At 58.8% G+C, this 26678-nt stretch carries 24 protein-coding genes; 10 read left to right on the top strand and 14 right to left on the bottom strand.

What is annotated here, in order from left to right:
* Nucleotides 1-70: 70 nt before the first annotated feature.
* Nucleotides 71-1780 carry a sigma-54-dependent Fis family transcriptional regulator gene (locus tag FIU83_RS05375; protein WP_216645065.1) on the bottom strand — a complete coding sequence of 570 codons (1710 nt, stop codon included), beginning with the start codon at nucleotides 1778-1780 and terminating at the stop codon, nucleotides 71-73.
* A 284-nt stretch (nucleotides 1781-2064) separates the two neighbouring features.
* Here FIU83_RS05375 and FIU83_RS05370 point away from each other — a divergent pair, with 284 nt between their 5' ends.
* From FIU83_RS05370 to FIU83_RS05345, 6 genes are all read left to right on the top strand, one after another.
* Nucleotides 2065-3450, top strand: a complete 1386-nt coding sequence (locus FIU83_RS05370; RefSeq protein ID WP_152483100.1) for a xanthine/uracil/vitamin C permease — start codon at nucleotides 2065-2067, stop codon at nucleotides 3448-3450.
* A 248-nt stretch (nucleotides 3451-3698) separates the two neighbouring features.
* Nucleotides 3699-5387: an FAD-dependent oxidoreductase gene (locus FIU83_RS05365; protein ID WP_172976028.1), complete on the top strand. Its 1689-nt coding sequence runs from the start codon at nucleotides 3699-3701 to the stop codon at nucleotides 5385-5387.
* Between the two features lie 82 nt (nucleotides 5388-5469).
* On the top strand, nucleotides 5470-6198 hold the full coding sequence (locus FIU83_RS05360) for an HAD family hydrolase (RefSeq protein ID WP_152483098.1): 729 nt from the start codon (nucleotides 5470-5472) through the stop codon (nucleotides 6196-6198).
* The gene (locus tag FIU83_RS05355) at nucleotides 6195-7118 is read left to right on the top strand and encodes a halocarboxylic acid dehydrogenase DehI family protein (protein WP_152483097.1); all 924 of its coding nucleotides are present in this window, start codon (nucleotides 6195-6197) and stop codon (nucleotides 7116-7118) included. The genes FIU83_RS05360 and FIU83_RS05355 overlap by 4 nt, the downstream gene beginning before the upstream one ends.
* A 12-nt stretch (nucleotides 7119-7130) precedes the next feature.
* The gene (locus FIU83_RS05350; protein WP_367642284.1) at nucleotides 7131-7670 is read left to right on the top strand and encodes a DsbA family protein; all 540 of its coding nucleotides are present in this window, start codon (nucleotides 7131-7133) and stop codon (nucleotides 7668-7670) included.
* Between the two features lie 167 nt (nucleotides 7671-7837).
* A complete protein-coding gene (locus FIU83_RS05345) occupies nucleotides 7838-8242 on the top strand; it encodes a PaaI family thioesterase (protein ID WP_216645064.1) in 405 nt (134 codons plus the stop codon).
* Nucleotides 8243-9010: 768 nt separating this feature from the next.
* Here the strand turns inward: FIU83_RS05345 and FIU83_RS05340 are convergent.
* Nucleotides 9011-9883 (bottom strand): LysR family transcriptional regulator, encoded by an 873-nt coding sequence (locus FIU83_RS05340; RefSeq protein ID WP_152483095.1) that lies wholly within the window; start codon nucleotides 9881-9883, stop codon nucleotides 9011-9013.
* Nucleotides 9884-10061: 178 nt separating this feature from the next.
* Between FIU83_RS05340 and mgrA the strand changes: the two genes are divergently transcribed.
* Nucleotides 10062-11090 (top strand): L-glyceraldehyde 3-phosphate reductase, encoded by a 1029-nt coding sequence (gene mgrA / locus FIU83_RS05335; RefSeq protein ID WP_152483094.1) that lies wholly within the window; start codon nucleotides 10062-10064, stop codon nucleotides 11088-11090.
* Between the two features lie 617 nt (nucleotides 11091-11707).
* Complete coding sequence (locus FIU83_RS17755) at nucleotides 11708-12118, top strand: transposase (RefSeq protein ID WP_152485253.1); 411 nt, start codon at nucleotides 11708-11710, stop codon at nucleotides 12116-12118.
* Here FIU83_RS17755 and FIU83_RS05325 read toward each other — a convergent pair.
* Nucleotides 12057-13025, bottom strand: coding sequence for a GlxA family transcriptional regulator (locus tag FIU83_RS05325; protein ID WP_152483093.1), 969 nt, complete (start codon nucleotides 13023-13025; stop codon nucleotides 12057-12059). The genes FIU83_RS17755 and FIU83_RS05325 overlap by 62 nt on opposite strands.
* Nucleotides 13026-13104: 79 nt before the next feature.
* Here FIU83_RS05325 and FIU83_RS05320 point away from each other — a divergent pair, with 79 nt between their 5' ends.
* A complete protein-coding gene (locus FIU83_RS05320) occupies nucleotides 13105-15585 on the top strand; it encodes a CoA transferase (protein WP_152483092.1) in 2481 nt (826 codons plus the stop codon).
* A 137-nt stretch (nucleotides 15586-15722) separates the two neighbouring features.
* Here the strand turns inward: FIU83_RS05320 and FIU83_RS05315 are convergent, their stop codons facing one another.
* From FIU83_RS05315 to FIU83_RS05280, 8 genes are all read right to left on the bottom strand, one after another.
* A complete protein-coding gene (locus FIU83_RS05315) occupies nucleotides 15723-16349 on the bottom strand; it encodes a hypothetical protein (protein ID WP_026068551.1) in 627 nt (208 codons plus the stop codon).
* A gap of 69 nt (nucleotides 16350-16418) precedes the next feature.
* Nucleotides 16419-17657 carry a cation:proton antiporter gene (locus tag FIU83_RS05310; RefSeq protein WP_152483091.1) on the bottom strand — a complete coding sequence of 413 codons (1239 nt, stop codon included), beginning with the start codon at nucleotides 17655-17657 and terminating at the stop codon, nucleotides 16419-16421.
* Between the two features lie 61 nt (nucleotides 17658-17718).
* Complete coding sequence (locus FIU83_RS05305) at nucleotides 17719-18492, bottom strand: DUF5131 family protein (protein ID WP_152483090.1); 774 nt, start codon at nucleotides 18490-18492, stop codon at nucleotides 17719-17721.
* A gap of 2 nt (nucleotides 18493-18494) precedes the next feature.
* Nucleotides 18495-18878 carry a VOC family protein gene (locus FIU83_RS05300; RefSeq protein WP_152483089.1) on the bottom strand — a complete coding sequence of 128 codons (384 nt, stop codon included), beginning with the start codon at nucleotides 18876-18878 and terminating at the stop codon, nucleotides 18495-18497.
* Nucleotides 18879-18928: 50 nt separating this feature from the next.
* Nucleotides 18929-19576, bottom strand: a complete 648-nt coding sequence (locus FIU83_RS05295) for a DsbA family protein (RefSeq protein ID WP_152483088.1) — start codon at nucleotides 19574-19576, stop codon at nucleotides 18929-18931.
* A 40-nt stretch (nucleotides 19577-19616) separates the two neighbouring features.
* Nucleotides 19617-20000 (bottom strand): DUF4440 domain-containing protein, encoded by a 384-nt coding sequence (locus FIU83_RS05290; RefSeq protein ID WP_172976026.1) that lies wholly within the window; start codon nucleotides 19998-20000, stop codon nucleotides 19617-19619.
* Between the two features lie 58 nt (nucleotides 20001-20058).
* Complete coding sequence (locus FIU83_RS05285; RefSeq protein ID WP_152483086.1) at nucleotides 20059-20454, bottom strand: DUF4440 domain-containing protein; 396 nt, start codon at nucleotides 20452-20454, stop codon at nucleotides 20059-20061.
* Nucleotides 20455-20698: 244 nt separating this feature from the next.
* Nucleotides 20699-21511 carry an isocitrate lyase/phosphoenolpyruvate mutase family protein gene (locus tag FIU83_RS05280; protein WP_016856018.1) on the bottom strand — a complete coding sequence of 271 codons (813 nt, stop codon included), beginning with the start codon at nucleotides 21509-21511 and terminating at the stop codon, nucleotides 20699-20701.
* Nucleotides 21512-21630: 119 nt separating this feature from the next.
* Here FIU83_RS05280 and FIU83_RS05275 point away from each other — a divergent pair, with 119 nt between their 5' ends.
* Nucleotides 21631-22674: a GlxA family transcriptional regulator gene (locus FIU83_RS05275; RefSeq protein ID WP_172976025.1), complete on the top strand. Its 1044-nt coding sequence runs from the start codon at nucleotides 21631-21633 to the stop codon at nucleotides 22672-22674.
* A gap of 102 nt (nucleotides 22675-22776) precedes the next feature.
* Here the strand turns inward: FIU83_RS05275 and FIU83_RS05270 are convergent, their stop codons facing one another.
* The 3 genes from FIU83_RS05270 to FIU83_RS05260 are packed head-to-tail and all read right to left on the bottom strand — an operon-like array spanning nucleotide 22777 to nucleotide 26636.
* Nucleotides 22777-23703 carry an SMP-30/gluconolactonase/LRE family protein gene (locus FIU83_RS05270; protein ID WP_172976024.1) on the bottom strand — a complete coding sequence of 309 codons (927 nt, stop codon included), beginning with the start codon at nucleotides 23701-23703 and terminating at the stop codon, nucleotides 22777-22779.
* On the bottom strand, nucleotides 23700-25604 hold the full coding sequence (locus FIU83_RS05265) for a TRAP transporter fused permease subunit (RefSeq protein WP_152483084.1): 1905 nt from the start codon (nucleotides 25602-25604) through the stop codon (nucleotides 23700-23702). The genes FIU83_RS05270 and FIU83_RS05265 overlap by 4 nt, the downstream gene beginning before the upstream one ends.
* A 27-nt stretch (nucleotides 25605-25631) precedes the next feature.
* Complete coding sequence (locus tag FIU83_RS05260) at nucleotides 25632-26636, bottom strand: TAXI family TRAP transporter solute-binding subunit (protein ID WP_152483083.1); 1005 nt, start codon at nucleotides 26634-26636, stop codon at nucleotides 25632-25634.
* Nucleotides 26637-26678: the final 42 nt, after the last annotated feature.

Here is a 26678-nt window from a genome sequence, read left to right as displayed (position 1 = left end):
ATCCTCCCCGCCTGATTCTCCGAGCCCGACACCTACTCGTCATTCGGACCCGGGCGGCACGTGACCCGACTCAAGAGCGCGAGTGTTTCAACTTGCGCTTGATGGTGGACTCGCTGATCCCAGTGGCCGCCGCCACCTTTCTGATGCTGCCGAAGTGCGCCACTGCTTCGTCGAGAATGTCCGCCTCGAACTGCCCGACGGTCTGCTTTAGCCGATCAGCGCTGAGCGACCCCACCAGGTCAGCAGGCACCTCTCCCACCTGTGTCGCAGGTTCTTCCTGTGCCAGGGGAATATCGTCGGCTGCAATCTGATCGGACGTGCTGACCACCATCACACGCTCGACCAGATTACGCAGTTCTCGCACGTTGCCCGGCCAGCCGTGAGATACTAATCTCTCCATCGCCTCGGGCGAGAACCGTCTGTTCAGTCCGTACTTGTCGTTGAAATACTCGAGAAAATGGAAGGTCAGCCCGATAATGTCCTCTGGCCTGTCGCGAAGCGGTGGAACCTCCACGGGGACCACACTCAAACGGTAGAACAGGTCTTCGCGAAAAAGCCCCTCCTTGACCCTGTCCGCGAGATTTCGGTTGGTCGCAGCGATAATGCGAAAGTCGGCATGAATGCTCTTGGTGCCACCCACCCGGGTGAAAGTGTGATCCTGGAGTACCCGCAACATCTTGACCTGAAGATCCATCGGCATCTCGCCAATCTCATCAAGAAAAAGACTTCCCCCATCGGCCAGTTCCAGCAGTCCTTTCTTGCCGGTCTTTCTCGATCCGGTGAAGGCACCTTCCTCGTACCCGAACAGCTCCGACTCCAGCAGCTCTCCCGGAATGGCCCCACAATTGATTTCAAGTAGGGGACCATCGCGACGGCTGCTGTTACGATGCACCAGGCCCGCCACCACCTCCTTGCCCACACCAGACTCACCCGTGATCAGGATAGTGGTGTCGAAACGTGCCACGCGAATCACCATGTCGACCACCTGCTGCATCCGATCGCTACGCCAGACCAGATCTCCTTCCTTTCCCTCTTCCTTTCTAAGCCGCGTCAATTCGCTCTCATAGCGTTCGATAACCTTTTCGGCGCTGTCGAGACGTTCCTTCAGTTCGAACAGTTCGGTGATGTCTCTCGAGTTGATGATGACCTTGCGTACCTTGCCATCCTTGCCCATCAAGGGAATACCTGTCGCCAGCACACGCTTGCCGGACTTCGTCGTCTGCATGGCCGTTGTTCGCTGCCGGGTGGTGATTACCTTCCAGGTAATCAGGGGCCGGACATATCCCTGACGTTCCAGCTCGGAAGCATTGCGACCGATGAAGTTACGCGCACTCAGCCCATAACAGCGTTCGAAGCCATCATTCATCCACAGCGTCTTTCCTTCGCCATCGGCGACATAGATGCCATCGAAGCAGTTCTGAAAGATCTCGACGAAATCATTGTAGGACTGGCGTAACTCCTGGAGGTCGGGGTCGATACCGGTCAGGTAATGGTCAGGCAGAAAGATGATGACTTTGGACGCCTCGTCCGCGTAGACGTCGACATTGAACAGTACTCCATCGATATCAACCCATCGGCTGAGACTTGTCCCCGTCTCCGCCTCATCGAGAAAGGCTAGCTCAGGATAACGGGACAACAGTATTGACACCTCGGAGTAAACGTCTCCAAAGACGCTGCGTAGGGCACGGTTCATATATGTAACGGCGCCACCCTCGATCTGCATGTACCCATGTGGTAACCGGTCAAGAATGGTCGTTTCGCTGACTGCCATGCTGTTCATGCCTCTGTCGCTCCCCGCGGCTGGTGAGAGAACCTGGCCTCAGCATACCCCGGAGGCGGGGTCAAAATAGACCCCTATGAAGGTCGAAACTGGCCCCAGCCAACACACCCCAGTGCCAAGGAAAAATGTAATATCTTGATTTTTATATTTTTTATAAGTTGGCATCGTTCTTGCTCTTCCATTGGACGGACGGCGAAAGGGGCGCACGCCAGCAGTCGAGAAGCGTTCCTCCGACCGTGAACCCTCTCCCCATGGGAAAATAACGACAAGACAAGGTGACAACGATGCCTATCTACCAACGCACACACGGTGAGGAGCACCCCTACTGGCCAGCGGGCCCCTTCAAGATTCGCCTGCCCTTCATCCACTATCGCTGGGAATGGCCCGAAACGATCCAGGCCCTGATCATGTTCGTGGTGGCCATGGCCGCCATTCCCCTGCTCGAGACGTACCTGGGCTTGCCCTACGAGGTGGCGCTTGCCTACGTCACAGTCTGTGGCATCGGCTTTCTGCTGCCGAACCTCCTCGGCGTCCCCTACGTACCGGGGTGGATCACGCCGGCGGTGCCCGTCGTCATTCTCTACCTGCAGAACTTTGAACCCGGCCCCGAGGCCATACGCGCCCTGGTCGGACTCCAGCTCATCGTGACACTGATCTTCTTCATCCTGGGCATCACGCGTCTGGGCAGCAAGCTGGTGGAGGTGATTCCCGACTCCATCAAGGGCGGTATCCTCCTGGGGGCCGGCATTGCCGCCATCAGCGGCGAGATCAGCGCCGGCGGCCGCCTCGCCGAGACGCCACTGTCGCTGATACTGGGCAGCATCGTGACCGCCTATGTGCTGTTCTCACTGTCCTTCCGCGACTGGGTGGAGGAACATCGCTGGGCCAAGACCATCGCCAGCTATGGCATGGTACCCGGAGCCCTCGTGGCGATGGGCATCGGCTGGAGCGCCGGCGAGTATCCCTTGCCCGACATCGAACTTGGCCTCGCCTTGCCCGACTTTTCCGAGATCTGGGGCTATCTGCCGTTCACCGTCGGCTGGCCTAGTCTGGAAATGCTGTGGATGGCCATTCCCACGGCCGTCATCGCCTACATCATCGCCTTCGGCGATATCATCGTCGGCCGGACGCTGCTCAAGCGCGCCGATCACCTGCGTCAGGATGAAGTCATCGAGGACAACGTCGACCGTGTCCACCTAGTCACCGCCATTCGGAATCTGATGCACTCGCTGTTCGCTCCTTACCCGGGCCTGGCGGGCCCCCTGTTTACCGGAGGTATGGCTACCATCGCCGAACGCTACCGCTATGGACGCTCCGCCATGGACACCATCTACTCCGGCGCCGGCGTTTTCTGGATCGTGGCGCTGCTTGCGCTGTTCGTGCTCCCACTGGTCACCATCGTCAAGCCGGTGCTGCCGATTGCACTTTCCCTGACGCTGCTGATCACCGGCTACCTGTGCATCTCGGTGGGGGTCGAGCAGATCAAGAGCTCGACCGCCATGGGCGTTGCCGGCACGATGGGCATCGTGCTCGCGGTACATGGCGCCGCCTATGGCCTGATTGCCGGAGTGGTGCTCTACCTGCTGCTGGAACGCCGTCGCAAACCGAGTGCAGAGAAATGCGGCGATATGGCGATGCCGCTGAAGGAGTCCTCCCTCGACAATACATGACGCCTGATCGGCGCAAGTCCTTCGAACCGCATGGCCTGGCCATGCGGTTTTTTGTTGATCACCCTGGCCACGGCTTACCGGTCCATAAATGACCCCATCGCGAGGTCATTTCCTACCCGGCAGGGTGTGGAGCACCGCCACTCTCACCATCAACTTATTGTTTTTAATCGAATATCAGTATTGGCATGCCACTTGCTATGTCTAATCGAGGCAACAACATCGACAACCCCCTCAGCGAGGACTACGCCATGCAAGACGTTATCGAAACCGACGTGCTGGTCATCGGAGAAGGCGCGGCAGGCCTTACCGCCGCTCTCGCCGCCCATGAACAGGGTGCGCAGGTCACCCTGCTGTACAGCGGCCAGGCCTCCTCGACGGCGATCTCGACCGGATTCGTGACCTACGCGGCCCATGAGGACATTTCTCAGGATGACATCCTCGAGGCCATGGCCCATACCACCGGCAAGGGCCTGTGTGACATGCCCCTGCTGGAGCGACTCGTGCGTGAAGGGCCGCTGGAAATGGCCGAGACCATCGAGAGCTACGAGATCCCCGTAGACAAGGCCCCGCGGGGCTATCGCGTGAAACGGTCCACCGGGCGCCGTGGCAAGGACATGCTGAATGAGGATTACGGCGCGGACGGTGCCAACGATATGACCGGGCTGATGATGGAATTTTCCTCCACCCACGGCACCGCGCTCTTCTCGCAGCTCCGCAAGGCCATCAGGAAGACGGATGTCCAGCGCTTGCGAGGCAGCGCCCTGAGTCTGTCGGCAGAAGGCCCCAGCGCCTGGGCCATCATCGATGGCAAGGCGGTCAAGATTGCCGCCCGCGCAGTCATCATCGCCACTGGCGGCATGCAGGGGGTCTACGACTTCACCGATACGCCTCGGAACCTGCTCGGTGACGGCCAGGCCATGGCGCTGGAGGCGGGCGCCAGCCTGGTCGACATGGAGTTCATCCAGTTCTATCCGCTGGCCGTGTGCGAGGAGGGGGTGCCGGCCATTTTCATGTACCCGGACTACCCGGAAACCGCGGTGCTTATCAACTCGGATGGCGAAGACCTGATCGAGAAGCACATCGGCGGTTCCACCACCCTCGGCGCCCTGCACAACTGGGACCAGTTGAGCTTCATCATGCAGTCCGAAATCGTCAGAGGGCAGAAGGTCTACGTCGACTTTCGCCACACTCGCGAAGAGGAATGGGCCCCCGACTCGCTCACCGCCACCTTCCTCTCGAAATACATCCCCGACTTCCGTCAGCGTGCCATCGGGGTCGCGCCCTCCTCGCACTACACCATCGGCGGCATTCAGGTGGATATCAACGGCCAGACGCGACTGCCCGGTATCTACGCCTGCGGCGAGGTGGCCGGCGGGATCCACGGTGCCAACCGCCATGGCGGCACCGCCCTGGTGGAGGCCATCACCTACGGACGCATCAGCGGACGCCACGCCGCTCACCACCTTCGTCCCAGAACGCTCGCCAGCCTCGCGCGGGAGGATGAACCGGTCACGACAAGCGCCGGTACGCCGGCGAGGGTGGACGAGGCGCTTGATCGCATTCGCCGCATCAACCAGCACGCCCTGGGACCCTTCCGGTCGGCAGCGCTGCTGCAGGCAGCGCGCGACGACATCGCGGCGCTGCAGCGCGAGGTCGATGGCTTTGGCTGGCAGAGCCTCGATGAATACGCGGCCATCCTGCGCGTGAAGCGGGTGCTCATGCTGTCCGAGGCCATGCGGCAAAGTATGCTGAGGCGCACGGAGACCCGCGGCACTCATACCCGCTCCGACTACCCAGAGGCGAGCCGCGGCTGGCTGAAGAAGCAGCTGGTCAGGCTGTCCCGGGACGACGGGCTGGTGTTGGACGACGTCATTCTCAGCCAGTACAGCGACTCGCCGGCAGGCTCCGTCCACGAGAGGGAGGCCAGCCAAGCCTGAGCCGTCCAGGGCCTGACAGCGCTCAGGCCCTTCAGCCAGATCTTGAAGATCTCCCTTCCACCACGACACGCAAGGAGACGTCATGAGCCTAGCGGACGTCCAAGCCCTTACCTTCGATACGGGAGGCACGGTCCTCGATTGGCACCGAGGCTTCAAAGGGGCGTTTCATCGAGTGGGGATGCGCCACGGCGTCGAGCGCGACTGGTCGTCCCTGACCAACGAGCTACGCCGCCGCTCCATGCAGAGGATGCTGAATGCCGGAGAGCAGCATCCGCCGAGCCAGAACATGGATGGGGTGCACCGCGAGGTGCTGGATGCCTTGCTCGACGAGGCCGGTCTTGGGTGCTTCAGCGACGCGGATCGACACCACATCGCCTACGATGCCCCGCATGCGTTCGAATGCTGGACGGGCTTCGACGAGATGCTGGAGGCACTGCGTGGCAACTTCATGGTCGCCTCGTTTTCCATCCTCAGCTATCGCATGATCCTGGATACGGCGAAGCACAATCGCCTCAATTGGGATGCGGTGTTCTCCTGTGAGGGCCTCGGCAAGTACAAGCTCCTGCCCCAGGCCTATCTGACGGTCGCCGAGTACCTGCAGCTGCAACCCGAGCAGTGCTGCATGGTGGCCTGCCACGAATACGATCTGGACGCGGCACGGGCCGTCGGCTTCAAGACGGCGTATCTTCATCGCCCAGAGGAGTGGGGCCCGGACACGCCCCCGCCACTGCCCACCGCGCCCGATATCGTGGCAGAAAGCCACGCGCAGTTACTCGACGCGCTAACGATTGGTCACCGAGGTGCCGCATGAAGACGCCATCCAACGACATGACGACCAGGGGATCCACCCGCGCGGCCGCGATGCTGCCGCGACGACTTCCCGACCCGCTTCCCACCATCCACCCTGTGGCAGAGAGAGAGGCGGATGGGCCATTGCGGGCCACCTATGAAGACACCAAGCGCATACTCCAGGTGCCCTGGATGGGCGTCGTCACCATGGCGTTGGCTCACTATCCACGCTTCTATGCCGCGCTCTGGCAGGGCCTGCGCCCTCTCTATGAGTCGCGGCAATTCATCGAGGCCTGTCAGCGACTCCGCGCCCGGGTAGAGCACCATGCCAGCCACCTGGCCCCCGGGTCCCTCGTCGCCGACCTCCTCGAGGAAGGATACTCGCATCGAGAGCTTGAGGAGATTCGCCGGCTCATCGAGGTGTTCTCCCACGGCAACATGCCCTACCTGCTGATCGCCAGCCAAGCGCGAACCTTGATGGAAGGCCTGCCACTCTCCACGGCGACCGAGGTGACGCCCGCCTCGACAGCGCCCCCGGCGAAGGCGGGAAGCCTCATCCTGATGGAACCCCATCACGGCAACAGTGAGCATAAGGCGTTGTACCGGCAGATCCGGACGACGCTCGGACTGCCCTTCGTCAACACGGACTATCGCGCCCTGGCGCGATGGCCCGGCTACTTCACTCGCGCCTGGCACGACCTCGCCCCTCGTATCGATAGCGAGTCGTATCGGGCGATCACCCAGGACATTCACGTGACCGCCCTCGACTTGGTCGCCGAGCTTCCCAACCCCAATCAGCTGCTACCCCAGCAGCTCACGGCAGCGGCAGTCCAGGATGCCAGCCATGAGGAAGTGCTCGAGGTCACTCGGCTGTTCCAATACCTGCTACCTGGTCTGGTGACCAATATCGCAGTGTTTCGTGCCCAACTGATGTCGTCATGAGGACTGACGAGAGTGACTCATTTCCAGGTCCGTTCTGTGAAGTGGACCCCATTCCTTGGACCACCTGACAGGCTATCTAAGCTCGGATCGGGTCATCATCGGCGCCAGGCCCGGGAAAAGCTCACCGCCATGGGGGCCGAGCTGGGCTTCACCTTCCACTACACCGACGATATGCGCATGGTGAACACCTTTCGCGCCCACCAGCTGATCGACTGGGCCGAACAGCAAGGCCACGATGCGGGGCATCGCATGAAGCTGGCCCTCTTCAGCGCCTTCTTCACCGAGCGCAGGGACCTGCATCGCATTGAGGTCCTGGCGGACATTGCCACTGGCCTCGGTCACGACAAAGCGACGGTCACGGCCATGCTGGAAGCCGGGGACAGGGCGGACAGCGTGCGAGAGCGTCAGGCCTACTGGCGCCGCCAGGGCATCAGCGGCGTGCCGGCCATGGTGTTCAACCATCGCTATCTGGTCACTGGCGCCCAGGGCGTGGACAATTACCAGGAAGTGCTGAAGCAGGTGGCCGCCGAGCAGACCGATCAAGCTCATTGAGCAGAGAGGCATGCTGCCGAGAGTGGCTCCTCGAGCAGGGAGCTCCTCAATCCCCGACACGCGAAAAGCCCCCAGGCACAGCCAGGCTTGCTGGGTGATAGCGCGCTCGCACCGAGTGAGCCACTCGATCAGACTCGGGCCTCCCCCATCGAATAAGGACATTTCCCATGATCAGCGCCAACGATATCAACGCCATGCTGGCCGAGCACTGGCCAAGCTGTAAGGTCACCTGTGAGCGACTCGACGAGAGCCACGCCATCGCCACCGTCGAGGTCCGCCATGACGATGTGCGTCCCGGTGGCTATGTGTGCGGTCCTGCCCTGTTCGCCGCCGCGGACGCCGCCCTCTGGTTCCTGGCCTCTGCGGGGCGCGACACACCGCAGCCCATGGCGTTGACCTCGGACCTGGCGATTCGCTACCTGACGCCGGCGGTTGGGCAACGGATTCGGGCCCGGGCCGATCTCAACAAGGGCGGCGGCAGGACACTGATCGGCAGCGTGTCGATCTGGATGGATGACAATGAAAGCGCGCCCTGCGCGATCGCCCAGGGCGCCTATATTCTCCCCGCCTGATCCTCAGGGCTGAATCTCTGCTCGTCCTTCAGCATCGGCCAGGATACCACCCGGCTCATGGCGAAAAGTCTCGGGCGAGTGCTTCCCCATCAGGAGGCGGAGATCGGCGACGAGGTGTGTCTACCACTAACGTCTCGTTGCCGGCAGCGTTCTGAACGATCACCATGACCCTCACAACACAGACATAAAAAAGGTCCCCCGAAGGGGACCAGTTGGAGCACGCCAGCTCACGTTTGAAGGCCGCAGCCATGCGGCCATTCATCTTGCCTTATGCGAAAGTCGAACCAAAAAAAAGAAAAAACACTATTATCAAGGCCTTAACCAAGAACAATCGCGGGCCTTGTTGCTTCTCCTCCTTGCTCACCCGCTTGAAAGCGCACCAAATAGCCCCCGCATCCAGGCCTGACGCACCAAACTGGTGCTGATAGTCCTTGCTCTCGATATGGACAGCCCCCCGCACTTCCCCAGGTTCTGTCCGACACGTCGGCGTTTCTAGTATTGCCCATGCCGCAAGGCCATAGGTGACGCAAGGCATGACGCTGATCGCCTCCGAAGAACGTAACGGGCCGGAGAACCCATCTACCATCAAGGCTCGGGCTCTGTGACGTTAGGTGCCCATCTATTCCTAAGTGGGCACCTAACCATGAAGACCTGAATCGCCCCGGGTCTTCTAGGCACCCATCAGGCTCTGGGTATAACGCCGTTCGTACTCGACGGGTGACAAGCCATCACCCAGGACCCGACAGCTACCGGCGGCCGACTCAGCATTCAGATAAAACTGCTCCACGCAAACTGTAGGAAGGCCCTCAACCGCTCGGACTGCTGCACCGCCGGCGGATGAATCACGTGGATCGTCTGCTCGCCAACAGTCTCCTCCACCAGCACCCGCTCCAGTAGGCCGTCCCGCAGCTCCCGGTCGACCAGGTACTCGGCGACGCAGACGATGCCGCGCCCCTTGAGGCATTCGCGCTTGAGCAGCTCGTGGTCGTTGAGGGTCAGGGGCCCCTGGACCTCGATGTCGCCGGAGGCAAAGTCCCAGCGGTCTAGGCCGAGCCAGGGCAGGCAGCGGTGCCGGGCCAAGTCCGCCGGAGTTTCGGGGCGGCCGTGGGCCTCGAGGTAATCGGGCGAGGCGCAGTAGCAGTGGCGATAGTGCAGCAGGGGCCGGGCCACCATGTTCTCGGGCGGGGTGCGGGTGGCGCGGAAGGCCAGGTCGAAGTTGGCCAGCGTCAGGTCGTGGCTGGTGTAGCTGCAGTCGATGACGAAGCGCACCGCCGGATGGCGGCTCTCGAAGGCGTGACAGATATCCAGCAGGTAGCGCTCGGTGAAGAGCTTGGGGGCGGTGAGGCGGATCGGCCCGGCGAGGCGTTCCGGCTCGGGGTCGAGGTGGCGCTCCAAGTCGAGCAGGGTGCGACGGATGTCGTCCATGCGCCGACGGGTGCGCTCGCCCTCCTCGGTGAGCCGCACGTTGCGGGTGGTGCGCACCAGCAGCGGCACCCCGAGCTCGCGCTCGAGCCGCTTGACGCGCTCCGACAGGTAGCCACGGGAGATGCCCAGGCGCTCCGCGGCCAGGGTAAAGCTGAGGTGCGTCGCCACCTCGCTGAACAGCATCAGGCCTTCAAGCCGCTTGTGGTCCTGCCTCATCGATTGTTCGCCAGTATAATCTCTGCAACTTCCGACCATGCTGGCACTGTTCGCTAGGGAAAACAATGATTTCGCCGCCAGCGATTTTCCACGTTCCGGCCGGTGGGCATAATGGCGGCACTGACGGTCATCCGGCGATGCCCCCCCCTAGAACCGCCACCGACAAAGGACGGACCACATGAGCTATACGCCCTCGGAACACCGCTACGAGCGCATGCGCTACCACCGCTGCGGGCGCAGCGGCCTGAAACTGCCGGCCCTGTCTATGGGGCTCTGGCACAACTTCGGCGAGAGCGCCGACGCCGATAATGCCCGAGCGATCTGCCGCACCGCCTTCGATCACGGCATCACCCACTTCGACCTTGCCAACAACTACGGGCCGCCCCCGGGCAGCGCCGAGGAGCGGTTCGGCCGCCTCCTGAAGAGCGACTTCGCTGGCCACCGCGACGAGCTGGTGATCTCTACCAAGGCGGGTTACGAGATGTGGCCCGGGCCCTACGGGGAATGGGGCAGCCGCAAGTACCTGCTGTCGAGCCTGGACCAGAGCCTGAGGCGGCTGGGCGTCGACTACGTCGACATCTTCTACTCCCATCGCTTCGACCCGGAGACGCCCCTCGAGGAAACCATGGGCGCGCTCGACCAAGCGGTGCGCCAGGGCAAGGCCCTGTACGCCGGCATCTCCTCCTATAATGCCCAGCGCACCCAGGAGGCGGTGGAGATCCTGCGCTCGCTGGGCACGCCCTGCCTGATCCACCAGCCGAGCTACTCGATGGTCAACCGCTGGATCGAGGACGACGGTCTGCTCGACACCCTCGACGAGCTGGGCACCGGCTCGATCGTCTTCTCGCCGCTGGCCCAGGGGCTGCTGACCGACAAGTACCTGAAGGGGATCCCCGAGGATAGCCGCGCCGCCCGGGGCGACACCCTCCAGGACGCCCACCTATCGGCGGAGAACCTCGAGCGCGTGCGGGCGCTGAATGCCATCGCCGAGCGTCGCGGCCAGACGCTGGCCCAAATGGCCATCGCCTGGGTGCTGCGCCGCGGCCGGGTGACCTCGGCGCTGATCGGCGCCAGCCGGCCGCAGCAGGTCATCGACTGCGTGGGGGCCCTGGACCGGCCTGACTTCACCGACGAGGAACTCGCCGAGATCAACCGCTATGCGGTGGACGGCGGCGTGAACCTCTGGGCTGACTCGACTGCGCGCTGAGCTGGGACTGATCCTCACCCCACATCGATGCGAGCGTCACTGAATATCAGGAGGCAACGCGCTGAGCTGGGAGTGAATAAAAAAGGTTCTTCGCAGATCAGCGTGAACCAGGCAGGGCTTGCGACGCGGGCAGGATAGAGAAACGGCGGTGTCCGTAGGCTGACGTTTTGGCGAATATCAGCTTACGGACACCGCCGTTACCATGGATGCTACCCCGCTCTGCCTCTTCTGGGAAGGCGTCACCGTCAGCCGCCACGAGTTTCCGGATTCTCAGACTGGAGTCGGATGACTGGGTCCCTCCGGTCTGCAGTGGCTGCGACCACACCTGTTTCCTGGTGCAAGACATGCATCGCCGCCGCGTCCGTGAAGCACCATTGATGATCTTCGGGATGGAGCTCGATGTCTCGGTACGACGCCTGCGCTGCCCGGTCTGTGGCCCGACACGAGAGCGCATCGACTGGCGACCTTTCCCCCAGAAACCGGTACATCGGCAACGTGAGATTTCCGCTACGTTCACCCGCATAGCAGGAAGTCGCGCGATGAAGCGAAATCGACACACCGGAGTGCAGGCCATCACCATCCTCAACGCCCACGAGCGCGTGGTGTAGGCGGCCGAGCTGGCCCGGCTACATGGCGTGGCCGAGCAACCCGTCTATCGCTGGACGGCCAAATACGGCGGTATGGAGGTGTTCCAAAGCGAGCCTCACCTTGACCTGGAAGCCGCAAACGCCCGCCTGACGCAACGGCTGGCCGTAAGGGCCCGCGACATACCGCCGTCGAGGAGATCGCCTCGGGGAAGTGGTGACGCCCGAAGCGCAGCAACGGACGATGACGCATCTGGTGCCAGGCAAATGGCTCGGCCAGCGACGTGCCTGTCATTTCTCGAACCAGCTCGCCTCAGGCCGCTGTTCTCGCGTGCTGAGCATTGTGGCTGGACCGAAGCCGGCGGAAAGGTCCGTCAAGACTTTACTCACTCTGGTGCACCTGTCGACGGCGTTCACGCAGGCCAAAGCCATGTGCTCGGGTGAAGGCCCGAGACAACGCCGATCCGCACGAGAAACCGCAGCGCAATGCAATCTGATCCAGTGTGAGACGAGTCTGAGTGGCCAGATCGCGAGCTTTCGCGAGCCGCAGGTATTGATAGTAGCGGCCGGGTGGCATGCCCATCTCCGTCTCGAACAAACGCGCCAAGGTGCGGGGTGTCATCTGGCATGACTCGGACAACTGTGCCAGCGTCAACGGTGTCTCGATATGGGCAGTCATAAGGTTCACAACCCGCCGAATACCGGGATGTGAATGCAATATGCCGTCGCCCAGAGACTCGGTCATCCGACTCCGCGACGAGTCATTGAGAAACATGCCTGCGGCATCGAACCGTGCAGAAGCACCGAACCGTGTATCGATCTCCTCCAGGATAAGATCGAGCGCACTCGCAGCACTTCCACAGGTCACCCAGCGACCGTCACGCACGTAACGCTCTTCTCTTGCCGCCACGTCAGGAAAGGTGTCGGAGAAATCAGCCAGCAGCTGCCAATGGAGCGTTGCCTCGCGACCGCTCAAATACCCCAACGTTGCCAGCAACCAAGGCGCGGTGTCAGCCGCAATCACCGTTTCGGCACGGTGGGCCAGCCTCAGACTCTGGCGTAACGACGGATCCACAGCGTCAATACGGAAGCGATCCCCGCCGATCATCAGGAGCAGATGGCAAGGCAGCGACTGCGACAAGGGCATATCTGGTGCGATGGATAGGCCGCTGGATGACTTCAGTGGCTCATCACCATGCGTCAGGATCGTCCATTCGATATCGACATTGTTATCGTCGCGAACCACACGTAACGGCTCAAGAAGACATGCCAGCAGCATGTTCGAAAAGGAGTCGAACAGCAGGATATTGAGGCGCAAGGGAGGTGGAGGTGACGGCAGAATAGGTTTCATATTTGTCATTATATGTCATATAGCCGGCCAATGAGGACGGTAAGCTCCGTCGAACGCATTTCAACAGGAGCGAATCACGATGACAGCCCGACCCCTTGAGCACCTACGCGTACTCGACTTCGGCCATTATCTGGCAGGACCGCTGGTTGGCATGATGCTGGCCGACCTGGGGGCAGAGGTCATCCGTATCGACCCGCCGGACGGCCCCCGGTGGCGAGACCCCGCCTTCGACATGCTGTCGCGGGGCAAGCGTTCTCTGGTACTGGACCTCAAGACCGATGCCGGTAAGCAAACCGCTCTCGATCTGGCCGCCCGCTCGGACGTCGTGATCGAGAACTTCCGCCCCGGCGTCATGGATCGCCTTGGCCTTGGTCCAGAGGCCTTGAGAGCCGTCAATCCAAGCCTGATCTCGCTGTCGTTGCCCGGCTTCGCGTCGACCGATACCGAGCTGGCACGCGTTGCCGCTTGGGAAGCCGTCATTGCGGCGCGCACCGGACAGTTCACCGACATGGGACTGAACCGTCAGCTCATGGGTATCAATCCGTCGTTCACCCCCCTGGGCCTCGCGTCAGCGTATGGCGCCGCCTTCGGTGCCCTATCCGTCCTATTTGCACTGGGAGCAAGGGACCGCAACGGAGGAGAACACATCGAGGTGCCCTTGGCATCGGCGCTGTTCGAGGGGCTGGCCTATAACAGCGAGCAAATCGAGGACTATCCAACACGTTACCAATGCCCTAGGGAGACGGAGTTGAATCGTCGCCGGGCTGCTGGCTTGCCACTGAACCTGAGCTATGAGGAGCTCGACACGTTCCTCGACCCTTTCTATCGCACCTACCGGTGTGCGGATGGGCGCGGGTTCTATGTCGTTGCCTGCTCCATCGTCACGCATCCGCGCCGAGTCCTGCATGTACTGGGGCTCGACGAACTGGCTGACACCTTGCCGGATTTTGATGCCTGGCAGGATGAGGCGGACTGGCCTGATGAGTGGGCGCTGCGCAATTATCCCGTGGGAGATAGAGATCGCGCACGTGTCACTCAAGCAATGCAGGAGGCCTTCCTGACACGGCCTTCATGGGAATGGGAAACCCTATTTGGTGACGCCAAGGCACCTGCCACCGCGCAACGCAGCAGCCAGGAATGGTTATCGGACCCGCACGCCCTGGCCTCGGAGCTGGTTCAGACCGTCAACGACCCGCGCCACGGCGAGATGCGGCAGATGGGCAAGCTGGCCTGGCTCGAGGATGACGCCGGTGTGTTGAACACCCCGCCCGGCCCGACGATCGATGAGCTACGTCCAGACCTGGAGCAACTCTTGGCTGAGCCGGTGCGGGCGACATCCGCCCCCACGGGCAGTGGCGGCTGGCTCGACGGGCTCAAGGTGCTCGACCTGAGCAACGTCATTGCCGGACCTACCATCGGTGCGACACTGGCGCGCTTTGGCGCGGACGTGACATCCATTCAGCCGGTCAGCCCTTCCGTTGACCCTTGGAACGCCGTCGTCTTCGGCCTCCAGGCCCACCGTGGCAAGGAGAGCGCCCTCTTGGATCTGGGAACTCCCGAGGGCCGTGAAGTACTCGAACGGCTGATCGCCGACGCCGACGTAGTGACCATGAACGGTACCGATCAGCAACGCGACAAGCTCGGACTCTCGCGAGGTAGACTGGAAACCTTGAATCCGGAAGCCATCCTGGTTCAGCTCGATGCCTGGGGCGGCCCCCAAAAAGGGCCTAAATCCGATCACCTCGGCTACGATGATCTGGCACAGGCCTCGACGGGTGTCATGGTTCGTTTCGGAGGGGGGCCGGACACTCCCGAGGAACACGCCCATTTCGGTACCATCGACGCGCTCACCGGGTTTACGGCATGCGTTGCTCTAGGCGCCGCGCTGGAACGCAAGAGAGTGACCGGCAAGGGGGGCGTGGCAAGATCAGCGCTGGCCGCTTGCGGCGCCATGATTCAGGCTCAGTTCATGTACGACTACGAGGGGCGCCTCCCATTCAATGAGCCTTCAGGTCGCGACGTTCGCGGCTGGGGGCCCTACTACCATTGCTATCGCGCGTCTGATGGCTGGATGTTCTTGGCAGCACCGCTCGAACGCGGTGCCGCATTGGCGCGTTCACCGGAACTGGCCGACTTGTCCACGCTACCCGACGAGGAGCTAGCTACTGCGTTGGCCGAACGGCTTGCCGGTAAGACCATCGCCCACTGGTCGGGGCAATTGAACGAAGGACCGACAGCTGTTGTGCCACTAAGCTCGCTGGCCATCAACCGGGAAGCCAGTCTCCAGCACGAAAGCGTCGATAGTATCGACCTTACCCAGGCAACATATCGAGCCATTCGACACGATCAACACCCGATGGGCCGATGGGTCGACCTGGTTGCCCCGAATGCAGTGCGCCCAGAGCGTGCCAAGATCACCTTGCCCGCTCCCGCGCCCAAGCCCGGCACTCACACTCGAGCGATTCTGGCGAGGGTCGGCTTCTCGAAGGAGAAAATTGAGATGTTGATAGACAAGGGAGCAGCAGGTGAACGCTGGTCAAGCCGCTATCTGCCGGAGTGAAGCGGCTTTGATGCCATATCGCAGGCATGAAGCCGGGTGGACGCCGCCATAGCGTCTAGCACTGCTTGCGCTATTGCCGACGGCCCGCTCCCGGTGGAGCGGGCCATGGGTCCACAGAATCATCCATGGATTGAAAATCAAGCCCCCTTCTTTGCCATCATCAACAGAAACCAAGTAAAGGCAGCATTATTATCCCCGAGAGCACTATCCACCTTTCCCTTCATCCTGATTATTCTCTCTCTAAAGGAACGGTAAAATTCGTAAGTCGGAAGCGGATCGTACTCGATATCCTCAATTTCATAATAATTCAGGATACCCTTGACAGTCGTTGGTTTCACAAACACCTCATCAGCGGGCGCGTAGTAATAGGGAATCACGGTTATCAACGGCCATTTCGCCATTCTCTCGCGCTTGAGGAGTTCCACCATAGTGTTGAAACCCTGCTCCTGGTCTCCATGGAGCATGTCGCGCAACGCAAGAGCGTAACTTTCCCTGTCTTCCGATGTCATCCCGTCAACCAACCTCTTCAACCTCGGTTTTTCGAACCTCGATACCAAGGAAGATTGAGTGATAACCTTCACCATGTTGTCAGCCACAGCATGAGGAAAGGCAAAGGCTTCTTTGGAAAAGAATTCTCTTGCTTGTTTCGTCCGACGCGATGTGTGGTGTTTTTTTCCTTCCTGAACTAGGGCTGGATTTTCGAATCCGTCAGGGAACATGGAGAGAAACTCACTCTCAGCTTCTTTAAGCTTTTTCTCATTCATTGCTTCACTCCTCCTGAGACAAGTTGATATCACAGAAATAACGCCGCTTAAAAAGCCTATCACAACGACTCAACATCGTTTACTCACATGACTCAAAAGAAAACCAGATAAAGGCTTAGCGCTAATGCCATGCAGAAAGATACTGCAGGCAACGGTCAGAGCGACGACAGAAGTGATTGGTGATCTTTCAGAGATAACACCGCGGTCAACGAGCAACATCATGAAAGCTACCGTCGCCAGTCCCTTTGGCCCGAACCAGGCCATAAACAGGCGGTCAGCTTTCGGCATACCGGAAAAACCTAGTGAAATCAAAACTGATAGAGTCCTTACCAGGAACACACTCGCAAACGCATAAATCACCACGGAACCCGACAGGTTGTTGGCGACCAGAGGCACCAACAACACCCCAAACGCAATCCAGGCCAACGATGAAACAATGTTGGCAAGGCTCTCCGTTTCATCAATCAACTTGAACCGCCTTTTCTGATCATCAAATGACACCACGCATCCAGCGGCGAAGGACGCGATCAAACCACTGCCGCCGAGCCATTGAGCCACGCCAAAAGACGAAAGCGCCAAGGAGGCAAATGGCAATACTCGCCAACTGCCCCCCACAAAAAACTGGCCATGCGTGCCGCGGGCTATGCCAACAAAAAATATCGACAGAATAACCCCGACCAAGAGACCGACACCGAACTCACTCGCCAGAAATTCCAAAATAAAAAATGGTGAAAGAGACTCTCTACTCTCGCTTGTAAGCGTCAATGCCGCCAACGCTAACAGGAGCGGCAGACACAGACCATCGTTCATTCCACTCTCAATCTCGACGCCAAGAATCACTTTTTCCGGGAGACCTTCGGTAGAGGTGATGGGGCGCGCGAGGTCGGCATCCGTCGGAGCGAGTATTACCGAGAGGATTGCCGCTTCCAACCAAATCATATCCGGAAACACAACAACGGCGAGGACGAAGCCAAGCATCATGGAGGCAGGAAGCCCGATTGACAACAGGCGCAGAGGTACTGTCAAAACCCTTCTGAATGCCCTGAAATCGATTCGAGCCGCCTGAGTGCACAACACCAGGGCCAGTGTAAGCTCCGCATAAACTCTCAGGAGCACTCTCGACCCATCGCTGGAGACAGCATCCACTCCCAGAGGGCCGACAAACCCCCCCGTCAACGTAAAGAACATCGCACTGGTGAGCGAGAAACGCTCGAACAGCTGCCCCATTGCCCCATAAACAAGAAAAGCAATCCCTACCGCAGAAATGGCGAGGTAGGTCGAGGATGTAATGGTATAGAGCTCGTTCACCAGGAAATATCTTCTCTGAACTTACAGGGCTATTCAGGGAACATTTCCGCAGCCAAATTCGTCATAGTGCAAGCTCGTCGGGAATGGAAAGATACGACTTTCCTTCAATCAAGTGCCCCGTTCGACTTTTGCTGCTGCGAGAGCCATCAGGTCCATAGGTTCCCCATTGTTTCCAATACAGATGGACGTTCTGGGCAAGGCATTGATCTCGGAGAGAACTTACCCATTCGGGCATCGCGCGCCGAGCCTCTGGTCCACTTTCTCCGCCGCCTACCACAAGCCGTATGCCCGACAAGTCCAGCTCACCAAGGTCACCCAGGAGAGGCTCACAACAGATATGCTTGTTCCTCACCCTTGTTTTCTTGAGATCTTCAAGGCGCGGGAGGCCATACTTCCGGTCTTCAACAGTCACTCCCGCCCACAGATTTTCGGGAGCCTCTCGCCTGTCGAAATACGCTCGCATGTTTTGGCTTCGCTTGGTCAGAATGTAGAACACATGCCAGTGTGCTTTTCTGACAACATCCATCACCTGATCGATGCTCTCATCATCCGCTTCTTCGTGAAAGATGTCGCTCATGGAGTTGATGAAGTAGAAAGTTGGCTTCTTGCGTTTCATGGGAGCTGCTTTTGCTATGCGGTCCGTATGAATCGTGAACTCGAAGCCGTTTTCGTAGCCCGACGTGCCCCATTTATGTAGTTTCTGGGCGATGGTTTCTGCGTAGCAGTGCTTACAACCCGAGGAAACTTTCGTACAGCCGGTAAACGGGTTCCAGGTCTTGGCGTCGATCTTCATCTCCTCATCGTAGGAGATCTTTCCATTGTCCGTCGTTGTCATGGTTACTCAGGCCCTATTTCACCAGCTTTCTCATAGTCCCAATAAGCCGCCTCAATATTGTGACCGTCCGGGTCGATGAAGAAAGCCGCATAATAGCCTGCCCAGTAGTCCTCGCGGTAGCCGGGACCACCGTTGTCCGTCGCCCCCTCGGCCAAGGCGGTTTCATAAAAGGCACGAACCTCTTCCTTGGACTTAGCCTCGAAGGCCAGATGCGTCGGAACGACGTCCTCTTTCAGAACCCAAAGATCAGTATTTTTTCCGTCGAAAAAACCTGCAGCCTGACCAAACTCCATGTTGTTCGTGTAGCCAAGAGTGGCGAGCACCTTTGTGTAAAAAGCTTTGGACGCCTCGTAGTCACTGACGTGAAGATGGGCATGGGCGATCATGACGGCCTCCCTTTATAGGCCTACTATATCGTGAAAGCTCTTAACAGGTGTTAAGCTACTCGGCATTCTATCATGCGGTTGAGCGTACGAGCATACGCTTCCACTCCCTGGACACCGCTGATCAAATGCTCATGCTCGAAAAGCATGGTCGGAACACCAGAAATACCAAGAGATTTTCCAAACGCTTCATGCTCTTTGACTATCTCGGCATGGCTTCCTGACTGCAGTACGTGCGAAGCAGACTCAGGATTGAGACCTGCCCGTGAAGCGGCAGCAACCAGGACTTCTCTTTCGTCGAGGTTTTCAGCGAACGTGAAATACGACTTGAAGATTTCCAACGTCATTTCGAGGCCAAAACCTTGTTCTGAGGCCCACTCGATCATTTGATGCGCCTGAAATGTGTTCATCAAACGCAATTCGTCAGTAAAATTGAAGGAGAAGCCGAGGTCATTCCCCATTTCCGTCAAGTTCTTTCGCAAGTGACGCGTCTCTTCGGCAGAGACCCCGTAATTTTCTACCATATGCTGGATCAGGTTTTCCCCACCAGACTCCATTTGAGGGTTCAGCTCGAATGGATGCCAATAAACCTCGATGGGAATGCCAGCTTGGGTCGACGCACATGCCAACTGATGATATCCAATAACACAGAAGGGGCAGACGACGTCAGAAACAATATCCACACGGACGGGCCTGGTCATATGGGATCCTTTGGGGTAAGTTAAACGACTGCGTTTTGGCTTACTCATTTGCATTGCGTGCTTGCAGAACGACCTGCCACTTTCCGTGCTTCTTCCTCCAGATAGTGACATATTTTTCTGTCTGCTGGCTTCCGTCAGGAAGTTTCATGGAAATTTCACCGTAGGCGAAGGCCATGTCACCGGATGAGCTGATCTCGGCACCCGTAGGTTGGAATGACATGTCCAAGCCTTCGGTGTCCCGGGCCGCCTCCAGGCCTTCTTTTTCGTGGTGATTACCGACAAGAAGTTCCATTCCCGGGTTAAGGAGCTTCACGTCTTCAGCCATGTATTCCATCATCTTGTCCACATCCCCCGTCGCCAACAGCCTCGAGGTCATGCGTTCCAATTCCAGGATGTGGTCTGCAGTATCAATTTGGTCTGTCATCTCAACCTTCTCCATTTTTTCTCGGCGGTCGCTCAACCCTGTAAATATCTCTGCCAGGCTATGCGTCGTTGAAATTATTGGCCTCAACAACACAGCGCCACTTTCCGTTTCCATCGATATCTCGCCAAATGGAAACGAATTTCCCGATACGGGCGTGCTCCCCGGCTTGCTCCAACTTGGTTTCACCGATGACGTAAGCCATTTCGCCAGACTCACTGACTTCAATGTTCGTAGGCTCGAAGCTGAAGTTGAGACCTTCAACCGCAGAAATTTCCCGCATCCAGTTGGAGTAGCCAGTGCCGTCCATTAACGCCATTCCGGGAGTAAGCTGAACAGTTTCAGGAATAATGATTTCATTATCTAAAAAATCGAGATCGCCTTTTTGCCAGTGTTCATTGGCAGCGCGTTCGAGCCTGAAAATTTCATCACGGATTTTCTTTTGAACGTCATTCATCGGCTTACTCCTGGTGCTTCAACTATCTCAGATATGGACGTGCCAGTGAAACGATAATCACCCAAACTTCTTGACATAATGAGACAAAATAGACCGGCAGTTAATTTTGGCGCTTCAGGCTTGACCCTTAATAGTCATTCATCATCTTCAAGCCGCATTAGAAGGCCTACGACTGCATAACTCCAAGTTATTATAACTTCAGATAAAACAACGTTAGATGCATGCGCTTTGTGATTGCTTCGAATTAACGCCGAGACGTGAGCAACGGCTCTATAGCGTTTTCCGATGAGAGATTTTTCATCCAATCGAAAGTGCCCTCTTCCTTCATCTCGCGCGCCCCCTCGATCAGGGCGGCGTAGGCAGCCATCGCCATGGCGGCTCCGATACTTACCCTTCTTGCACCGGCCTCGGCCAGCTTGGCAACCGAGAGATCGGGCGACATTGCCACAACGCTCAGCGGAGTCTTGATCTCATCCACCACCGCTTTGACTTCCTCCGCCGTGCGCAAACCGGGAGCAAACAAGACATCAGCGCCTGCAGCTTCATAGGCTTTCAAGCGGCGAATGGTATCGTCCATGTCATTCTTCCCGCGAAGCAAATTCTCACAGCGGCCAATGACGGCAAACGGAATATCGAGCGTCCTCGCAGCCTCGACCGCTGCCTCGATCCGTTCGACAGCATGGTTGAAGTCGTAGATGCCCTCACCACTCCAGTCCTCTATAGACCCACCAACAACGCCCGTTTCTGCAATCCGGCGAATCGTTTCCGCAACACCGTCCGGGTGGTGAGAGTAGCCATTCTCCAAATCGGCCGTGATCGGGATCTGGGTAGCCGCTGAAAGAGCGCGGCAATGGGCCAGCTTCTCATCGAGAGTGACTTCCCCATCAAGCTTGCCCAGGGCGTACGCCAGCCCACCGCTCGTCGTGGCCAGCGCCTGAAATCCGAGTGCCTCGAATACGCGCGCCGAGGCAACATCCCACGGCCCTGGTATCAGGAAGGTCTCAGAACCTTCGTGAAGGGCCTTCATTGTCTGAGCTTTCTCCAGCTGTGTCGGCATTTCTCGCCCTCTCAGTAACTGCGTTTTTCAATCCTAGATGGTGTAACTGTCAAAGCCGTGTCACAATGACAGATATCCCGACGATCGTGCCATATTGCTCCCCCCCCTTTGGATTGCCCATGCCTCACTACCAAGTTCCCACGCTACAAACCACGTTGAATGGAGAGGGCTTCCCACGACGTGTCGTCATTGTCACCAACCATGCCTCTTCTTCTTTGGAATATATTGATTTTATAAGAACTTTTTCAGAAACGACGTTCTTTTTGGAACAGGCCGGTCAACCTCCCGCCTATCAAGTGGAAGTCGTATCACGTGGAAAGGGAACGATTTACAACGTCCAAGGGCTCAGCATCGTGGCATCCAAAGCCTATGATGAGCTCGAGGGCGCAGTGGACACACTGATCGTCCAGGCTGCCGATGATGACGATGAATGCCTAAATGACACCGACTTCATTGACTGGATCAGGAAGATGGTGCCGCGCGTTCGCCGCACCGTCAGTGCCTGCACCGGGGCGTTCATCCTGGCTGAGGCGGGGCTTCTCGATGGAAAGTCAGCAACCACGCACTGGGCCGCGGCTAACGACTTCCGGAAGCGGTACCCCAAGGTCAAACTCATTCCGGAACGTATGTATATCAGGGATGACGGTGTTTATACGGCGGCTGGCGTCACGGCTGCTATAGATCTCGCTATCGCATTGATTGAAGAAGATCTCGGCCCCGAATTGGCACGAAGGGTTGCTCAGGCGATGGTGATGTTCATGAAGCGTCCCGGCAACCAGGCTCAATTCCATGCCCAAACGGCTCCCCACGATTTTGATACCCCCGCGGATCCTTTCGTGCAATATATCGTGGATCATCTTGAAGGTGACTTGCGCCTTGAAAAACTCGCTGATCACTTCAATCTTAGCCTGAGGAGCTTCAACCGAAAATTTCGAGAACGAGTGGGTATTCCTCCGGGTCGCTTCATTGAGCAACGTCGAGTAGATCGCGCGCGGCAGTACCTTGAAAGCACTCACGAACCGATTTCAAGAATCGCCAACTGGTGCGGCTACGATACATCAGATGGGCTATTACTTGCTTTCGAACGCCACCTGGAGATTTCGCCTCGTGAATATAGAAAGCGCTTTACAAGTTCGTTAGAAATCGAGCATCGAGCCACTTAAACCTTCATAAACAAGCTTAGTGGTCAACGTATGGGGCTTTTTTCTCAAATATCGCCTGACTATCAGTCAAACAATAACCAGGCGAAAACCTAGCCAATCCGTTTAGCTGTACATGCACAACTTCCCAGGCGTGTCTACCTGAATCGTTAACAGTGAACCCGTTGCTGATTCCGTCATATAGAGCGTTCGCCGGTCCGGGCCACCGAAGGCCAGATTGGTGAGCGTTCGCCCCTCGGTCGGGGAACGCAGGCGCCAAAGTGGCACACCATGACGATCAAACACCCATACGCAGCCATTACCCGCGTCACATACGAAAAGGTTGCCGGCCTCATCGAGCGCGAGGCCATCGGCGCCGGAGACACCACCCGCCAGAGCCACGAAGAGCCCCACTTTTCCAATGGGGCCGTCGTCGCGCAACGGCAGCCGCCAGACGCCGTTGCCTCGGGTCATGGCCACGTACAGGGCCTTTTCCTCGAGATCGCAGACCAGTCCGTTGGGGCTGATCCCGTTTGCCAGCAGCCGATCCAGGCGGCCCGTGTCAGGCTCGAATCGGTAGACTCTGCCGGTGGGATCCTGCAGCCCCGTCTGTCCCTGATCGGTGAAGTAGAGTCTGCCGCGTCGATCGAAGAACAGATCGTTGACGCCCTTGAAGCTCTCACTGCCGCAATGGGTGAGGATGGGCTCCGGGGAGCCCCCCTCTGTCGATAGTGCCAGGATGCCGTGGCGATAGTCGGCGATCCACAACCGACCATCCGGCCCAAAGGTCATGCCATTCGGCCAACCATCGTATTGGCTGACGACTCGCCAGCAGCCATCGGGTGATACGCACAAGATGCGACCGTGGGGAATATCAGTGAGATAGAGGTTTCCCTGGTCATCAAACACCGGTCCTTCCAGAAAGCTCGGCACCTGCTGCCCTGGTTTATTGGCGTCGATCCAGCCGGACGGCGCATCGTAAAGTTTTAGCTCTTCCGGCACCTGACTGAACACTTCGCAATAGCGAGTTTCAGGGGGAGCATACAAGCTCATGATGATGCCTCCGAATCCGTTTTCGCGATCATTGCCGAATGCCGTACCTGGGCGGCGACCAGCAATATGATCAGGGTGGCTGCCAGCGAAATTGCCAGTCCTTGTGTTAGCGCTGCGATACTCGCCCCCGCCAACACGAGACGCTCCCAACCCTTGAGCGAACGCTTGAAGAAGCCCACGTTGGCGGCACTGATCGCGAGCGTGGCCAATGCCATCATTGCGACGGTCAGGACAAGCATGGGAAGGCTGCCGACCGATAATGCCTCGAGATTGATTTCGGGATGGAACACCCAGGCAAACGGCAGCAGGAAGGCGACCACCGACAAGCGAAGGGCACTGAAGGCAATACTGATAGACCGATCTCCCGTGATGGCTGCGGCAGCGAATACGGCCAGTGCCACTGGCGGCGTAATCGCCGAGAGCACGGCATAGTAGAACACGAACAGGTGCGTCTGGAGCAGACCGATACCCAAGTCCAAGATCGCGGGCCCGGCGACGAAGATGACCATCAGATAAGAGGCGGCCGTCGGCAATCCCATGCCCAGCAGGATCGAGCAGCAGGCCGCAAGAATCAGCGCTAGGACCAAATTGTTTTCGCCCAGACTGACGATGGCTTGGTTAAGCGTCACGCCGAGGCCAGTCACGCTGACAGCACCAATGACGATGCCGATGGCAGCACAGGAAACCAGCACCGCGAGGCCGTCTCGACCACCGTCGACCAGCACATCCCGCAGTCCGCTCAGGCTGAGCCGTGTGCTAGGCAGCAGCATGGCGACCACCAGCACCACGGCGGCAGCGCTCATACCACACCAGGTGGGAGAATAGCCCGCCAACAGCAGACCGATCAGTGTCGTGAAGCCGGCTATCAGTACTATGCCTTGTGAACGACGCTTGGCATCGAAAGGCTCATCACCGCTCTGTTCGGGCTTCAGGTTGAGGCGACCGGCTTCGAAAGCGACAGCCCCGGACAGGGCCAGTAGGTACAGGAAGGCAGGTATCACCGCGGCCAGAACGATGCTCGGATAGGGAATGCCGGTGATCTCGGCCATGATGAAAGCGCCGACCCCCATGATGGGCGGCATCAACTGTCCCGAACAGGAAGCCACGGCCTCCACGGCGCCGGCGAAACGGTTTTGATAACCTGCCCGCTTCATCATGGGAATCGTCAACACGCCGGTCGACATGACGTTCGCTGGAGCCGATCCATTCACCGAGCCGAACATGGCCGAACCGATGATGGCAGCCTGAGCCGCCCCGGATCGCTTGCCTTTTGCCAGGCGAAGGGCCAGGAAGTTGAAGAAGTCTCCCGCCCCGGTATGCCGAAGCGCGGCCCCGAGAATCACGAACATGAGCACCACGTCGACCACGGCCGCCAAGGCAATACCGTAGATGCCTTGATAGCTATAGCTGACCTCCAAGACCTCATCGAGCCAGAACTCGCGGTGTCCCATGACACCGGGGAGCCAATGACCATAGAGCAGGTAAAGGATGGCGCCACCGGTAATGGCGACCAGGGTCCAGCCTTCGACTCGACGAGCGCCCTCGAGGACCAGTAGCGTACCGACGGCGTAGCACAGCATGTCTTGACGATTGGGCAACCCTTCACGAAAGGCCGCAATGTCTTGGTATTCGAGCAGGTAGTAGCCGCTGCTGGCCAATGTCAGGACGATCAGGAGCCACGACAGTGCCTCGTCCGCAGCGGGAAGGCGCTGCGCGAGCAGTCCGGGTTTGAGGGCGAAAGTCGCCACCAGGCCGAGCATTAGGCTGATGCCGTACATGATCTGACCGGGATAGCGGACCCCGACAGTCGTCCAGACGATGAAAGCCGTCAGTGCTGCGCAGGCGGTCAAGCCTAGGGCCCGCAGCGCGGGCCCTGAAGTGTGGGAGGGGGATACCGACATGGAAACCTCCTGGCCCCAGGGCCAGTGTTATTCGATCAGACCGATCTCGCGGAAGTAGCGGGCCGCCCCTGGATGCATATCGGCGGTCAAGCCTGAAGCCGCTTCGTTCAGGCGCAGCAGGTTCAGGGCACTGCTGGTCTTCTTGATCTCGTCCAGATTGCCCCAGAGGGATTTGGTCAGTTCATAGGCGGTATCGTCATCTATGTCGGCATCGACGACGAACATGTAGGGGAAGCTCCAGAAGTGGATGTCACCCTCCGCACTGACACGTCCCTGATAGGCCTCCTCGATTTCCTCGGCGGTGATCGTTTTCAGGCGATAGTGTTCACCGGCCGTGATGTGCTCGCGGAAGGCCTGCATGTGAGTCTCATCCGGTGAGATGAATTGCAGATCCATGGTGCGGGAAGCATTGTCGATGGCCGCCTGGGGCAGACCGCCCCACACGAAGGTACCGTCCAGGCGATTGTTGGCCATCTGATTGAAGGCATCACTGTAATCGATGAACTGGGTATCCACGTCCTCCTCGGGACTCAGGTCATAAGCTTCAAGGAAGGCGCTGGAAACGCGCCCAGCATTGCCGCCCGGGCGACCGATGGCGAGGCTGTGGCCTGCCAGATCGTCGAAGCCTTCGATACCGGCATCCGCGCGTACCACGTACTGGCCGGCACTGGTGCTGATGGCGAACAGGCTCTTGAAGTTCTGATAGGCACTGGTATAGCGCTCCGGGTCTTCACTGAAGTTGCCCTTTCCCTCTACCGCATCGAGGTAATGAGGGGCGCCAATGACGGCAACGTCTACGCGCGAGGCCGCCAGTTGCCGAAGCCCCTTGACGCTTCCGTTATCCACCACCGTCAAACGCAGACCACCTTCGGCATCGGCCAGTTGGTTCGACCAGGCCACCGCCAGCGCATAGTCGTCAGAGGTCTGAGAGGTAGCGCTGACGACCAGGTCTTCGGCAACGGCGCTGGCGCTGGCCAGGCATGAGGTGATAGCGGTGAAGGCAACCAAATGTTTGAAAGAATTGTTGTACATGATGTCATCTCCGTTTCGAGGATAGCGTGCTACGTTTGTCAG

It is taken from the genome of Halomonas sp. THAF5a (assembly GCF_009363755.1).
In the GTDB taxonomy this organism is placed as follows: domain Bacteria; phylum Pseudomonadota; class Gammaproteobacteria; order Pseudomonadales; family Halomonadaceae; genus Halomonas.
This window is presented reverse-complemented; position numbering and strand designations above follow the sequence as displayed.